Origin of the sequence: Celeribacter halophilus, assembly GCF_900114135.1 — a bacterium.
Taxonomy (GTDB): Bacteria; Pseudomonadota; Alphaproteobacteria; order Rhodobacterales; family Rhodobacteraceae; genus Celeribacter; species Celeribacter halophilus.
The window spans coordinates 257,962-271,859 of sequence record NZ_FORY01000004.1 but is presented as its reverse complement, the minus strand read 5'-3'; the positions used below and the strand labels follow the sequence as shown (position 1 = coordinate 271,859).

Below are 13,898 nucleotides of genomic sequence, written 5' to 3'. Positions count from 1 at the left end.
CCGTCAGGGGATTTCCACCGCTGGACTGTCCGTGCATCAAGCCCTAACTCGGCGCAGGCCCTGAATTGACGTGCGCCTGCCGCCATAGCCTCATCAATGAGGGAAACAATCTTCTTGCGATCCGAAGCAGAGGTCATTCGTCCTCTCCCTCCGACTGGCCCCAGATCGCATTGGCTTTTTTTCGCAACACCATCAACGCGGCGGTCTCTGCCAGTGCTTTTTCCTTACGCAAGAGTTCGCGTTCCAGCTCCCGGATGCGTTTCTTGTCGCCCTTCGTCTCTTTCGCAATTTGACGGCTGGCGGCCTGATCCCAGTCATTGGCCCGCTCACACGCTGCGCGCCAAGTCTGGATCTGTTCCGGGTACAAGCCTCGCTCTCGGCAATACTCCGACAACTCGGCTTCATTCAGCGCTGCTGTTTCGACTACCACCGCAAACTTGTCACGTGCAGTCCATCCCTTTGGGCCTGACTGGCCGTCGGGAAGAAGTTTGCCTTGAGCGCGCGCCTCTGCGCGCCAGCGCGACAATGTTCCCTCGGAAATCCCTTCTTCCCGTGAAAGTTGCCGCAGAGATAAGTTGTGAGGGGGAAGCATCTTCGCAATCACTGATGCCTTACGCTCTCTTGAATAAGCCACGTTCGTATCCGTTCTCCGCCGTCCTCAGACCATTATGAAAGTTTGAAAACCAACCGGCAACTATCCTGACTGAGGGGGAAAGCCACTGGAAGATGTAGACAGGCTGGACCAGTACACTACCGAGGTCGCGCTGGCTCTCGGCAATGTCGAACTTCTCAAGGGACACTTCGGCGATAAGGCGCAGGAGAAAATAGACTTTGATGCCATCAAGGAAGCCATCAAAACAGCGGAAGGTGGCGAAAAGCGTAAGGAACTTGAAACGGCTATTATAGTCATCACTGCTCTGGAGACACTGGGAATCCACGACGCGGCGGCGATTAGGGAAGGGCAGAAAGAGGTCAAGGCGCTCATTGCCGAGCGAGATGAACTTCTGGCCGCGGCCCGCGGTGATCTGTTTGAAAAGCTCTATTCTGCGGCGCAGGACGTGGTCCAGAGCGATGTTTGGCCCCATGATGTCCAGTGCCGCTCTGCGAGAGCGATCTCAAGACCTCCATAAGTGCGCACATCAAGCACCAACTCACGCAGTACGCCGAAACAGCCTAATTGGCAGCAAAGCAATCCTTTTAGAAACGGGATCGTCGAGCAAGAGTAGAAGGGAGCCCGAAAACTGTTCCAGCGGGGATTAGTTCAAAAACCCGACTTTTGTCGTAAAGACGTAATTCCCGTGTCGGACGACACCATCTACACTATCATGAAAAATGGCGAGCCGTGGAGGACTCGAACCCCCGACCTGAGAATTAGAAGTTCCCTGCTCTAATCCAGCTGAGCTAACGGCCCGCACTTGTGGTGGCTGTATCTGCCAAATTCCCTATCCTTGTCAACTTGGTAGTCTTTCGTGACGCAAGCTTCGTGAATTTTCCTTTGATATATGGTGGCGCATGGCCTTTTGACGTGGGAAGGCCATGCAATTCGGGATCGGTGCGAGGCTGTTGGCGGCTAGGCAGCACACTCATTAATTCTTGTTTAATAGCATAGTCTTGTGATTCACTTCCGGACGGACATAGTATGGGAGGAGACGAATGGCACGGTCCGACATGAGCGATCTTGAATGGGAATTCATCAAGGCGGTCTTGCCCAACAAGACAAGGGGCAAAAAACGCGTTGATGACCGCCGTGTGATTAATGGCATTTTCTATGTCCTGCGCACCGGCATTCCTTGGGCTGATCTCCCCGAACAATACGGCCCGCCGACTACGGTCTACAACCGCTTCAACCGGTGGAGCTATGCGGGCCACTGGGACCGGATCATGGAGGCCATTGCCGACGCTCACAACGTCGACATGGTGATGGTCGATGGGACCAGCGTGCGGGCGCATCATTCTGCCACCACGCTCAAAAAAAGACCCGCGCCGCTGTTTAGGTCGTTCACGGGGCGGGTTAGGGACGAAAATACATGCACTTACCAATCAGGACGGGTTACCGATCCGATATGAATTGACGCCCGGCCAGGCCCATGATGCACCGCCGTGCAAGACACTGCTCGACAAGCTGCAGCCCGGTCAATTTGTGCTGGCGGACAAGGCATATGACGCTGACTGGATCAGGAACATGATCTGGGAGCAGGGCGCTATCGACGTGATACCTTCCAAGAGCAACCGCAAACTGCCCGCGGAATTTAATGCGGCAATCTACCGAGAACGCAACAGAATCGAGCGGTTCTTTGGGCGACTGAAAGCCTCGTTTCGCCGCATAGCAACCCGATACGAGAAAACATCACGAAATTTCATGTCGATGATCAAACTGGCATCCGTCAGGCTCTGGATCGAATTTTATGAGTCTGCTGCCTAGTCCTGACACAGGCTAGGGCAGGAAAAGAGGGTGCCGTGCCATGCGCCAAGGGCTGTGCGGGTTCCGACGATGAGCCAGATAACTGCGAGAGCCCCGATCAGGACAGCGGCCAGCCCTCCGATCAAAGCGACGCGTAGGTCAACACCAATTTTGACCGTGGCAACCGAGAAGACGCCGAGCGGGAATGTATAGCCCCACCAACCAAGGTTGAAGGGCAGGCCCTCACGAAGGTAACGCAGGGTGATGAGTGTCGCCATGGAGAGCCACCAGAGGCCGTAGCCCCACAGGAGCAGCCCGCCGATCAGGCCAACGCCGGTGAACGTCGCACTATATTGCTCAAGCCCCTGCGCGCTCAGAATAGCCGGAGCGGCATCGCCCAAGGTCATCAGACCGAGTGCGCCGGTGCCGATGGGGCCGAGCGCCAGCCAACTGGTCGCCGCCATCGAGGCATGGGGAAGCTTGTGCAGGACAAGCCGGAGAAGAAGTATGACGATCACACCCATAGCAATCGGCACGGACAGCGCCCAGAGCACATAGGACAGGACCAAGACCATCATTTGCATCTGCGGCGCAACAAGATGCGGGGCCAGCAATCCACCAGAGACTGCGGCGACCTCTGCGGCCACCATCGGCAGGAGCCAGACAGCAGTCATCTGTTCAACGCTATGATCCTGTCGGGTGAACATCAGATAGGGGACCGCAATGCCGCACAGGACAGACAAGCCGACGTCAATCCACCAAAGGGTCTCTGCAATGTGGACGGCTGTCTCTCCGAGGTGAGCGGTCCCGTAGATGAGAAATCCGTTTATGACCGTGGCCAGCCCCATCGGGATGCAGCCGAAGAACATGGAGACAACAGGGTGATTGAACACGCGCATGGCTTCGCCAAAGAATAAGACCCATCGGGCGATAAGCAAGACACTGAACAGAGTGAAGAGGAGGATATTGAACAGCCACAGAGCCTCACCAAGAGCAAAGAAAGGCGTTTTAGAGAGTGCAATGGACAGAATGCCCGTGCCCATTGTGGCGGCAAACCAGTTCGGGGTGAATTGCCGGATCACTTCACGAGGGTGTTGGAGTTGATTGAGCGGGCGATGTGAGCAGTCGTTGGTGCGCGTGTTTTGAAAGGTCATGGTGAATCTCCTTGAGGAGGAGATAGCGAAGCTTGATTGATCAATCTAACGGATTTAAGCTGTCATTATGATCGGGTTTTTCGATTGATCGGCAAGATTTGTTGGCAAGGCAGAGCATGACCCTCGAACAGCTTCGTATTTTCATCGCCGTCGCGGAACGGGAACATATGACAGACGCGGCACGGGCGCTGAACCTGACCCAGTCGGCCACCAGTGCTGCCATCGCCGCGCTGGAAGAGCGTCATGATGTGCGACTGTTCGACCGTGTTGGGCGCGGTATCGCCTTGACCGCACTGGGGCGTGACTTTCTACCGGAGGCGCGGGCGGTGGTTGCGCGGGCCGAGGACGCTGTCGCCTTTCTCGCGGCATCGGCAGGGTTACAGCGCGGACGGGTGCGGCTTGTCGCCAGCCAGACTGTCGCCAACTATTGGCTGCCTCCGCTTATGCAGGGTTTTCACGAAGATTATCCCGGCATCGAACTGCATTTGCAGATCATGAACACCCATGATGCAGGGCAGGCCATCACTGAAGGCGCTGCTGATCTGGGCTTTGTCGAGGATGAGGTCAGCTCGCCCGCCTTTACTCTGTTGCCTGCGGCGGAAGATCAGCTTGTGGTGGTGTCCGCCACGCCGGTTGCGGAGCTGGCCGCCGCCAAATGGGTGATGCGCGAGCGCGGGTCGGGGACGCGGGCGGTGCTCGAACAGGCGTTGGACAGGGTCGGGATTGTGCCGGATGTGCGGATGGAACTGCCATCCAACGAAGCTGTGCGCGCTGCGGTCATTGCCGGCAGTGGCGTATCTGCCTTGTCTCGCCTTGTCGTAAAAGTCCCGCTCGCTGCGGGACAGTTGGTGGAGATTGATGTCCCGATTCCGCCACGCCGCTTCTATGCCCTGCGCCCCGACCAGCGCCATGTCAGTTGCGCGGCGCAGGCATTTCTGGATTATGTGCTGAAATAGGCATCAAATCCCTGCATTGATGTGAAAAGGCATTTCGTGAGGCAGCAGCGCAGGTTCCTAGGGGTGCCATGCAACATATTGATGTCGTGGGCTTTCACAGCCAGCCCGCGTTGCAAGGCTATTGCAAAAAACGTCATTCCTTCGTTGCCACACCGAGAATCTCGCGTTAAGGTTGAATTGACCGTGCGTTAACCTCCTAGCCACCTGAATTCACTGCGCGGACGTGAACTGGTTACACCTCTCCGCCGGAACTATCGGCGCTCTGGCCGGTCATTCAGCAGATATAAAGCATTAGCCCCTATGTTTTGTCGATCACCCGCAATCCCCAGACAAACGGAACCGAGTAATGAGTGACCCGATGGAAGACCTGCCCTACGAGGACCGTATCGCACATATCCGGTTGCGGTTTGTGGACAGTCTGGCTGAACGGTTCGAGGAAATCCGGACCGCGCTCAAATCCGCGCCGGAGGAGGGCACGCGCGACAGTCATGTGCGCACGATCCACCGCCTTTTCCACGATATGGCAGGAAGCGCCGCAATGTTGGAGATTGAGGTGCTGGAAAGTGCCGTGCGTCCGGCGGTGCATATCGCGGAGCGGGTTGATGCGGCGCAAAGCGAACTGACTGATGTAGAGAAACACGAATTAGACGCGATTATTGAGCAAGCTCAAGCTGTCGCCGTTCAATTGAAAGAGCAATTTAGACCGACATGAAACACGTTCTTTTCGCAACCGTCTCGCTCTGTATTCTGGCCTTCGGCGCACAGGCGCAAACCACCTCCTTGACCCAAAATGAAGGCGCCGCTGCGGCTGCGCCCTCACGCATGGGGAACACCCTGATCCGCAACACATCCTTGCGGGACTTGGGATTTCGGGATGGCTTCGCCTTTAGCCGCCTGTCGGGCGAAGCGACGGTCTATTTTCCAGTGCTTGATGAGGCTCCGATGCGCGACGGTTTCTTGAGCCTCGATTTCGAGCACGGGGCTACAAACGGGGTAGAGCGGTTCTTGCAGGTCCGGATCGGTGAACGCATCGCTGCTTCGGTCGGCTTGCCGGAGGAGGGGGGGCGGCTTTCCGTGCCTGTTTCGATCCGGCCTGACGATTTGCGCGGCGGTTTTGTGGCCGTGACCTTGTCTTATTCCGGTGGGTTCTCCGAGTTTGTTTGTATCGACGAGCGGGCCTCTGGCGACTTTATCCAAATTTCGCCGGACTCGACGTTGTCCCTGACACTTGCCGCTGACGAGATCGACACGCCTTGGGAATTCAACGAGCTGCGTCCTGCGCAGATCTATGTGCAGATGCCACAAAGCGACCAGATGGCGGGCTTGGCGGCAGCAGTGCGTGCGGCAACCCTCTTCGGGGCCGAGCAAGGCGGCGTGCGTTTCGGGACGGAGCCTGTCGACACAAGCAGCTATGTCTGGGAGACCGGTGTGATTGCCTTGGACGTCACCACATCGGGCACGGCCAGCGAAATGGAAGTCGTGCAGGAGGGCGGGAAACCCGTTTTGCATCTACGCGGAACCGATCCCCAGATCGGACTGTGGCAAATCTCCTCCGACTGGGCCGAACTGGCGGACGCTCCTACGAGTGTGACGGGCGCCATCTCTGGCGGTGCCTTTGACGCAGACGCTTTGGCGCTGACGGATTTGGGTGCGGATCTGCAAGCAAGGCTTGTGGCATCGTCGACGCAATTCCAAGTCCCGTTCCAGTCCTCTGACCTTCCTGTCGGCAAGACCGTGTCCGAAGTTGACTTGATACTCGCGGCGGGGCTTGATCCGTCCGGTGCGGGGGCAACGGCGACCGTCTATCTCAACGACACTTTGCTCGGCTCGCGCCCCTTAGCGAAGGGGGAGCCGGAACGTGTGAAACTCTCTGTGCCTTCGGGCGTTGTCGGTCGGGACAATGCGCTGCGCGTGCTGATCCAGCGTCAGGTTTCGAGCGGTGCTTGTCGAGAGATGCCCCAATCCTATCCCGCGCAGGTCTTGCCGGGCAGCAAGCTGATCCTCTCCGAGGCGACTGGCGGGACCGATCAGTTCTATCAACTGCGTCAGGAGTTCGAGAGCGGCGCACAGATTTTTGTCGATCCTGACATGGGGCTGTCGCATAGCGATGTGCTGCCGTGGCTCGGCAATGTGGCGGGCACAATGGTTCCCGACCAAGCGCCGATCATTCCGCGCAATGCCTTGACTGACATTGAGGCAGGCACGCCCTTTATCATCCTTTCTGATACCAACCCCGGTGATGGCGATCCGCTGATCACGGTGGACGGAGGCCGGATCGAAATCCGCGACCGAGCAGGCAATGTGATGTTCGACGGCGAAGCCTTGGACCGTCTCGGCATTGTGCAGATCGTGACGCGCAACGGGGTGCATGGCCTTTGGGTCCGTCCCGGAAGCGGCCCTGCGCCAGTGACATCTGCGCAGACGCCTTTTGTGTTGGATCGCGGGGATGTGGCCCTGATTGCGGAAGAAGGCGTGATCGTTGCGACATCCACGAATGGCAGCCCTCTGATTGAGGTGGTCTATCCCGACCGCACCAACCTGAAGCAGATTCTCGATCAGTATCGTCCGTGGATCGTGGGCGGGTTGTGGCTGGCCTTGACCCTGATCGTTTTGGCAGCCTTCCAGAGGATATACCGCCGTCGTCGTTCATCTTCTTCAACGGATACATAGATCAAGATGCCGCTTGATGCCGAAAGCGAAGCGATTGGCACATTGTTGCTGGATCGGGGGATTTTGTCTCCCGATCAGCTTTTGACGGCGGAGGACCATGCCCGTGACTGGGGGGTGTCCTTGGTCAAGGTGCTCTTGTCGCGCCGCTGGATCACCTCTGACCAACTCTATGAACAGCTGTCCTATCACTATGATTTGCCGCTGGTCGATCTCATGGAGCATCGGCCTGATGACACACTGATCCGCAAATATGACCCGCGGATGATGAACGACCGGATGACCGTTCCGATCAAGGAGAGTGACGGCGTTCTGACTGTTGCCACGGCGCGTCCGGGACCGGAGACCCTACTTTATGTGCGCAAGACCTACGGGCCGCGCGTGCACATGGTGATTGCCTCGCATTTCGATTTGTCGTGGTCGCTGCAACGTGCGTTCCGTGAGCAACATTCCCATGAGGCGGTGTTCGCACTGGCCGAGATTGACCCCGAGATGTCCGCCCAACAGGTCATCACGCCGCCGCAGATTCTGGTGCTCTATCTGCTGCTTTCGATCTTCCTGCTGGGGATTGCTTTTGCTCCTGTCCCGACCTTGATCGTGCTCAACGTGCTTCTGACGGTGTTCTACACGGGGAATTTCCTGTTTAAGGCCGTGCTTGTCTGGGTCGGAGGGGCGGCGCAAGAGTCCTCTTCGCGCGCCATTGCGGCGGAAGCGGGCCTGTTGCGCGATGAGGATTTGCCCACCTATACAGTTCTGGTCCCGATGTTCCGTGAGCCCGAAGTGTTGCCGATCCTGACGCAGGCGCTGCGCAATCTGGACTATCCCTTGGCCAAGCTGGACATCAAGATTGTCCTTGAAGAAGGCGATCACGAGACCATCGAGGCGGCGCGGAGTCTGAACCTCGAAGGCGTCTTTGAAATCATCCGTGTGCCTGCCTCGCACCCGCAGACCAAACCTAAAGCCTGCAATTTCGCGCTGCGCTATTCGCAGGGGGATTTTCTGGTCATTTTCGATGCCGAGGACAAGCCCGAGCCGGACCAGTTGAAAAAGGTCGTCGCGGCCTTCAACCAGTCGCCCGACAACACCGCCTGCATCCAATGTCGCCTGAATTATTACAACGCGCGTGAGAACTGGCTGACACGGATGTTCACGCTGGACTATTCTCTGTGGTTCGATCTCATGCTGCCGGGGTTGGAACGGCTGAAAGTGCCGATCCCTTTGGGGGGCACTTCGAACCATTTTCGCATGGATGTGCTGCGCGAGCTGAATGCTTGGGATCCGTTTAATGTGACGGAAGACGCGGATTTGGGCATTCGCCTGACGCAAAAGGGCTACCGTGTGGGGGTAATCGATTCCACCACCTTCGAAGAGGCCAATGTCTCCATCCCCAACTGGATCCGTCAGAGGTCGCGCTGGATCAAAGGTTATATGCAGACCTTTTTGGTTCATAGCCGCCGTCCCATACATTTGTGGCGCTCGATTGGTCCGGCGGGGGTGTTTGGTTTTGTTTTCTTTATTGGTGGCACCTTTTTGTCCGGTCTGCTCAATCCGGTGTTCTGGGCGGTTTTCGCAATTTGGATGATCTTTGGCGAGGATATCATCTCACCTTATTTCCCGCTGCCGGTGCTTTACCTGTCCATGCTGAACCTTCTAGCCGGCAATGCGCTTCTGATCTATCTGACGATGGTGGCGCCATTCCGACGACGCTGGACCTATCTGGCTCCTTGGGGCGTGACGGTCATTGGATATTGGGTGCTGATGACCATTGCCTCCTACAAAGCGCTGTCGCAACTGGTGTTCAATCCCTTCTACTGGGAAAAGACCCAGCACGGTCTGTCCAAACACACTGCCAATGAAGTGGCCGAAGCGAGTGCTGATGTTGAGGAGGCCAAGGGATGATGCGGATCTCCGGACGTCTGGCAGTGTTTGTCATGCTGTTTCCCATGCTTTTGCTGAGCCTTGCATGGGCGCAGGCGCACGGGTTCATTTCCGCGCGAGCTGTGATGCTCTGGTCCAAGGCGATCATGCAGGTGGACGGGCCGGCCAGTTTCAATTCGACCGATGCGTTCTTTCCGCCATTGCCTTTTGTCCTCTCTATTGCTCTGCAATGGATCACCGGAGGGACCGAGGTTCCGATCCCCTTCCTTCTGTCCGCTGGCCTTGGCGCGTGGCTCTTGGTGATGTGGTATGACAATCTGCGCACAAATGGCGGGATTTCGGTTCTCACCTGTTGTCTCGCGCTGGTTCTGCTCGCGCTCAACCCGTTTTTCCTGCGTGTGCTGGCAGAGGGGCCGGAAGCGGTTCTTACCCTGATTGGCACATGGATTTTCGCACGAGGGATCGTCAACTTGCGGCTCTCCGGCAATGCGCCAGATATGATGAAAGTCGCCGTTGGCCTGTTGATTGTGTCTCTGTCCAACAGCTATGGTTTGCTGATCGGCCTCGGTGCCTTGCCCTTCATGGTCGTCGCCGCACGTCCCAGTATGCTGGTGGCCTCGCCAATCGGTTATCTCTTTGCGATGTTTTACCCTGTGGTGGCGGCGATCCTGTCTATGGCTTTCATCAGCAGCGTCTTTGACAGTGTGCTGGTGCCCTTGCTGACCGAAGAACCCGTGCCGATCTCGATGCAGAACCATCTTGTGATCCTCGCGGGTCTTGTTCCTTTGACACTCGTTGCTGCGCTGCGCAGTCTTTTCACTCCGCATTATGTCATGCCGCTGGTAGCGGCCTTCGGTGCGACTTTTGGCGCTTACCTGCTCAACAGCGTGTGGCATGTGGAATCTGATCCGACACTGGCTCTTGCCCCGATGCTGGCGGTGCTGGTTGTTGCCATCCGCTTCTGGCCCGCGCTAGCACTTCGCGAACCGATTGTCGTAGCGCTTCTGGCGCTTGGGGTCGCGCTGGGGGTGGTTTCCTTGCGCGCCAATCCGGTGTCAGAGACCCGCAACTGGGTGGCCGCAATGCAAGGGGACATCATCGGGGATCACGCTGCGACCCGTGATCTTGCCGCCTTTCTCGAAGATAAAGACGGTATCATGGTTGATGTGGAGCGAAACCCAGAGATCGTGCCGCAAATTGATGATATACATAGGCTCTTAGTCTCCGGCCAAACAATTTACGATTGGGCGTTGGAGGGGGGGAGACTGCAAGCCCGCTATGTTCTTGTGCCGAATATGCAGGGCGGCATGATCGAAGAAGACCGCATTTTGCGCCGGTTTCCCGAACTGAAGAACGGTCGGTTAGCATTTTATGAAGAGGTTTTCATGAATGATCGGTGGCGGGTTTTTAGGAGGATTGAATCGTGAGGGGACGTAAATGAGCCAACGCATCATGGCAGTCGATGATTCTGATGTTGCTCAGGAATTTATTCGAAGCAATCTGGCTGAACTGGGCTTCGAAAATGTTGTCAGCTTTATGGATCCGCGTGCGGCCCTTGAGGCGATCGAGAGCGGAGAGGCCGAGGCTGATTTGATCCTGATGGATATCATGATGCCGGAGATCGACGGGATCGAGCTTTGCGCGCGGATCAGGGTGATTGACGCATGGCGCGATATTCCGATCATCATGCTGACCAGTCGCAAAGATATGGACGCCCTGTCCAGCGCGTTTATGGCCGGTGCGAATGATTATGTGACCAAGCCGTTTGACCGGATCGAGTTGCAAGCGCGGATGCGTAGTTGTCTGCGTCTCAAGTCCGAACTGGATCGCCGACGTGCCATCGAACATCGCGACACTAGACGCGCTGGGCAGGGGGCTGCAAGCGCGTCGCAATCAGAGGTCTCGCATGTAATGCTTGGCAGTCAGGCAGGGTTGCAAGCGGATTTTAGAGCTATGTCGCCGGAGGCACAGTCCGATTTGGGCTTGGTGGTTCTGAAGATCGACAGCCTATGCGAAAAGCGGGCTTTGACAGACTTTCAAAAGGCGGAGGTCATTCAGGCCACGGCAAAGGCTTTGGCTCAAGTGTCGATTTCTGCTGGAGAAAACTTCGTGCATTGGGAGGAGGGCCTGTTCTGTTTTGCAAGCCCGAGCGCCTCCGAGGATGATCTGCGTGCGCGGGCACAGTCTTTCATCAAGGCTGTTCAGACCGCACAAATCATCACACCGGGCACTTGGGAAAAGACACCTGTGTCCATCAGCGCGGTTCTCGCGCCGAAACAAACCGGCACGATTGGTCACCGCCTTGGAAAAGCCATTCAATTGGTGGAGAACGTGTGTGAGACGGGCCAGCTTCAGACCATAACTGTCCTGACACCCCAACGGAATGACGCCTGACCTATGAGCCATATGTTCAACAGACCCTACACGGTCCACGGAAAGCCAGATAGCGGCCGTGTGTTTATCGCCTTGGTCTTGTCTCTTGTGGTGGTGTTCGTTGCGGGGATCACCCTTTTGGTGCGCTCCGATTACAAGCGCACGGTAAATGAATCCGGAGATCAGCTTGCCTATATCGCTGAATTGCTTGAGCAATCGGTGGAGTCCACGCTGGCTGTCGCCAATTTGCATATGTGGGGCATGATTGACCAAATCGCTCTGGCGGAACTCGGGACGACGGAAGAGATCGAAAGCCGCTATGGTGATTTGTTGCGCAAGACCGTAGAGGAAATCGACCAGATCAATAGCGTGGTCCTAATTGCCCCCGATGGTAATGTGATCTGGGCTTCGGTTGATAACCTCAGTGGGCGGTATCTTGGAGATCGTCAGTATTTCCGGGAGGCTCTACGTCTGGGGGAGGGGGAATATGCCGTCGGCGTGCCTTTGATCGCGCGAGGAAGCGGGCGGCGTGTGACGCCAATTGCTTGGCCGGTGGTTTCGCCCTATGGGCGGGTGCTTGGCGTGATCGTTTCGTCCTTGGGGGAAGAATATTTCTCGGACCTTCTGACTTTGACCGAGTTTCCACCTGATCTGCATGTCGATATTCAGGCCTCGAACGGAGCCGCGGCATTCCATTCAAACGAAGCCCCGCGCAAAATCGGCTCGACCATCATCAGCGCCACCAGAGAGATTGCCTCGCTGGGGCTGACGATTGATGTCAGCCGCAGCAAACATGCCGTCATGTCAGCCTTCTATTTTCGAACCGCCGGCTTTATCGCCGTTGCGATCATACTGTTTGCCACAGCAATCGGTATGGCCATCAGCCTGAAGGCGAAGTCCGTTCAACTTGCGACCGGATTGCATCGTTCGAAAGAGGATAACTACCGCATTGTCGCCGCGCAGCGTGAATTCAACACGATTTTTGACAATGTCGGAGACGGAATCGTTATCTTTTCCGAAGATGGAACCCTGAACCGCACCAACAAGATGGCGCGTGAAATTTTGGGGGCGGAACAGAACGAAGCGGCTGTTGCACGACTGCGCACGCTTCTGCCGGAGTTTTCGGATATCAACAGTGATTTCGAAGTACATCGCATCAAAACTGACGAGACGCAGCCGGATCAAGCGGTGCAATGTCGAGTGATGAAGCTGACAACCGGCGATCAGGAAATTGCCTATTGTGTGCTCACCGATGTCACGGCCGAAGAGCGGCTCGCAGCGGCGCGCACCAATTTTATCACCTCCATCAACCACGAATTGCGCACACCTTTGACCTCGCTTGCTGGTGCCTTGGAGCTTATGGAAAACAGATATGCCGAGAGCCTGCCTGCGCCTGCAAGGCGTTTGCTGGCGATGGGCTCGCGCAATGCGGACCGTTTGCTTTTGCTGGTAAATGACATCCTGACATTGCAAGCCATTGATCAGGGGAAGTTCCATGTGGATGCTGAACCTGTCTCGGTGGAGACTGCTTTGGAAGAAGCCATTTCGACCAATTCCGGCTATGGCGTAGCCACAGGTGTGAAACTAAAACGCATCGCTTCTGTCTCCGGCGATGTGTTTGTTGATCCGGACAGGTTGCAGCAGATTTTCTCGAACCTCATCTCGAATGCGATCAAATATTCCCGCCCCGAGGGGATCGTAGAGATCGGCGCGCAGGAGACGGGTGACGAGGTCACATTCTATGTGCGCGATGCGGGGCCGGGCATCCCGAAAGCCGCCCGCCATCGACTTTATGAACGCTTTACCACGCCGCTGCATGGGCGCGGTGTGCAGATGAGCGGCACGGGCCTTGGTCTTGCGATCACCAAGCAACTGGTCGAGCGGCAGGACGGCCAGATTACCTTTGAAACGCGCACGGAGGAAGACGGGCAACAGGACACGGGCACCGTTTTCTATGTCACCTTCAAACGCCCCGCTGCGCCCGCAACGGAGAAAACCGCATGAAAGTTCTGTTTGTCGATGACGAGGCCGATATCCGTGAGATGATTGAAATCGCTTTGATGGTCGAAGAGGATATCGACGCAACCTTCGCGTCCGGTGGTGCCGAGGCCATTGAGATCCTGAAGTCGGAAACCTTCGATGCGATCCTTCTTGATGTGATGATGCTGCCGCCGGATGGAGAAGAAGTCCTCCGCACCGCGCGCAGCCTTCCGGCGCACAAGACCACGAAAATTGTCATGTGCACGGCGAAAACTTCCCAAGAGACGGAACAGGAGCTCAAGGCGTTGGGGGCGGATCGTGTTCTGCACAAGCCTTTTAAGCCCGTCAAACTGGCAGGCTATCTGCGACAGCTTTTGGGAGCGGAATAGGACTGCGGCCCCGTGGGTTTGACGCGACATTTGAATGTTCTCTGCCTGTGACGCGCGAAGGCACTTCACTTCCTTGTTATCTTGCCGTCACCTGTGAGAA

Annotated in this window: 10 protein-coding genes, 1 tRNA gene and 3 pseudogenes; 9 read left to right on the top strand and 5 right to left on the bottom strand. The window is 56.7% G+C overall.

The window, feature by feature from the left end; all coding sequences use genetic code 11:
* The 4 genes and pseudogenes from BM152_RS19700 to BM152_RS05890 form a co-directional block, all read right to left on the bottom strand.
* Positions 1 to 271 (bottom strand): annotated as a pseudogene (locus tag BM152_RS19700) (IS3 family transposase); the annotation flags it as partial.
* Between the two features lie 258 nt (positions 272 to 529).
* A pseudogene (locus BM152_RS19695) lies at positions 530 to 592 on the bottom strand (hypothetical protein); the annotation flags it as partial.
* Between the two features lie 19 nt (positions 593 to 611).
* The gene (locus BM152_RS05895) at positions 612 to 1,085 is read right to left on the bottom strand and encodes a hypothetical protein (RefSeq protein WP_066601251.1); all 474 of its coding nucleotides are present in this window, start codon (positions 1,083 to 1,085) and stop codon (positions 612 to 614) included.
* 248 nt (positions 1,086 to 1,333) lie between these two features.
* Positions 1,334 to 1,411, bottom strand: a tRNA-Arg gene (locus tag BM152_RS05890).
* A gap of 242 nt (positions 1,412 to 1,653) precedes the next feature.
* Between BM152_RS05890 and BM152_RS18790 the strand changes: the two are divergent.
* A pseudogene (locus tag BM152_RS18790) lies at positions 1,654 to 2,422 on the top strand (IS5 family transposase).
* Here the strand turns inward: BM152_RS18790 and BM152_RS05875 are convergent.
* Positions 2,419 to 3,555 (bottom strand): TDT family transporter, encoded by a 1,137-nt coding sequence (locus BM152_RS05875; RefSeq protein WP_066601258.1) that lies wholly within the window; start codon positions 3,553 to 3,555, stop codon positions 2,419 to 2,421. The pseudogene BM152_RS18790 and the gene BM152_RS05875 sit on opposite strands and share 4 nt — an antisense overlap.
* 116 nt (positions 3,556 to 3,671) lie before the next feature.
* Between BM152_RS05875 and BM152_RS05870 the strand changes: the two genes are divergently transcribed.
* From BM152_RS05870 to BM152_RS05835, 8 genes are all read left to right on the top strand, one after another.
* Positions 3,672 to 4,511, top strand: a complete 840-nt coding sequence (locus BM152_RS05870) for a LysR substrate-binding domain-containing protein (protein WP_066601259.1) — start codon at positions 3,672 to 3,674, stop codon at positions 4,509 to 4,511.
* A 346-nt stretch (positions 4,512 to 4,857) separates the two neighbouring features.
* Entirely contained in the window at positions 4,858 to 5,223 is a 366-nt protein-coding gene (locus BM152_RS05865) for an Hpt domain-containing protein (protein ID WP_066601260.1), read from the top strand.
* The gene (locus BM152_RS05860; protein ID WP_066601261.1) at positions 5,220 to 7,181 is read left to right on the top strand and encodes a cellulose biosynthesis cyclic di-GMP-binding regulatory protein BcsB; all 1,962 of its coding nucleotides are present in this window, start codon (positions 5,220 to 5,222) and stop codon (positions 7,179 to 7,181) included. Before BM152_RS05865 ends, BM152_RS05860 begins: the two co-directional genes overlap by 4 nt.
* Positions 7,182 to 7,187: 6 nt before the next feature.
* Positions 7,188 to 9,077 (top strand): glycosyltransferase family 2 protein, encoded by a 1,890-nt coding sequence (locus tag BM152_RS05855; RefSeq protein ID WP_066601269.1) that lies wholly within the window; start codon positions 7,188 to 7,190, stop codon positions 9,075 to 9,077.
* Entirely contained in the window at positions 9,074 to 10,483 is a 1,410-nt protein-coding gene (locus BM152_RS05850) for a hypothetical protein (RefSeq protein WP_066601272.1), read from the top strand. The genes BM152_RS05855 and BM152_RS05850 overlap by 4 nt, the downstream gene beginning before the upstream one ends.
* Positions 10,484 to 10,493: 10 nt before the next feature.
* The gene (locus BM152_RS05845) at positions 10,494 to 11,450 is read left to right on the top strand and encodes a response regulator (RefSeq protein ID WP_066601273.1); all 957 of its coding nucleotides are present in this window, start codon (positions 10,494 to 10,496) and stop codon (positions 11,448 to 11,450) included.
* 3 nt (positions 11,451 to 11,453) lie between these two features.
* Positions 11,454 to 13,433 (top strand): ATP-binding protein, encoded by a 1,980-nt coding sequence (locus BM152_RS05840; protein ID WP_082715306.1) that lies wholly within the window; start codon positions 11,454 to 11,456, stop codon positions 13,431 to 13,433.
* Entirely contained in the window at positions 13,430 to 13,798 is a 369-nt protein-coding gene (locus BM152_RS05835; RefSeq protein ID WP_066601278.1) for a response regulator, read from the top strand. The genes BM152_RS05840 and BM152_RS05835 overlap by 4 nt, the downstream gene beginning before the upstream one ends.
* The last annotated feature ends 100 nt before the right edge of the window (positions 13,799 to 13,898 follow it).

Bases quoted from the DNA above. Each gene is read 5' to 3' on its own strand.
- BM152_RS05845 (WP_066601273.1), top strand. From the start codon at position 10,494: ATGAGCCAACGCATCATGGCAGTCGATGATTCTGATGTTGCTCAGGAA.
- BM152_RS05855 (WP_066601269.1), top strand. From the start codon at position 7,188: ATGCCGCTTGATGCCGAAAGCGAAGCGATTGGCACATTGTTGCTGGAT.
- BM152_RS05865 (WP_066601260.1), top strand. From the start codon at position 4,858: ATGAGTGACCCGATGGAAGACCTGCCCTACGAGGACCGTATCGCACAT.
- BM152_RS05895 (WP_066601251.1), bottom strand. From the start codon at position 1,085: ATGGGGCCAAACATCGCTCTGGACCACGTCCTGCGCCGCAGAATAGAG.
- BM152_RS05860 (WP_066601261.1), top strand. From the start codon at position 5,220: ATGAAACACGTTCTTTTCGCAACCGTCTCGCTCTGTATTCTGGCCTTC.
- BM152_RS05850 (WP_066601272.1), top strand. From the start codon at position 9,074: ATGATGCGGATCTCCGGACGTCTGGCAGTGTTTGTCATGCTGTTTCCC.
- BM152_RS05840 (WP_082715306.1), top strand. From the start codon at position 11,454: ATGAGCCATATGTTCAACAGACCCTACACGGTCCACGGAAAGCCAGAT.
- BM152_RS05870 (WP_066601259.1), top strand. From the start codon at position 3,672: ATGACCCTCGAACAGCTTCGTATTTTCATCGCCGTCGCGGAACGGGAA.
- BM152_RS05835 (WP_066601278.1), top strand. From the start codon at position 13,430: ATGAAAGTTCTGTTTGTCGATGACGAGGCCGATATCCGTGAGATGATT.
- BM152_RS05875 (WP_066601258.1), bottom strand. From the start codon at position 3,555: ATGACCTTTCAAAACACGCGCACCAACGACTGCTCACATCGCCCGCTC.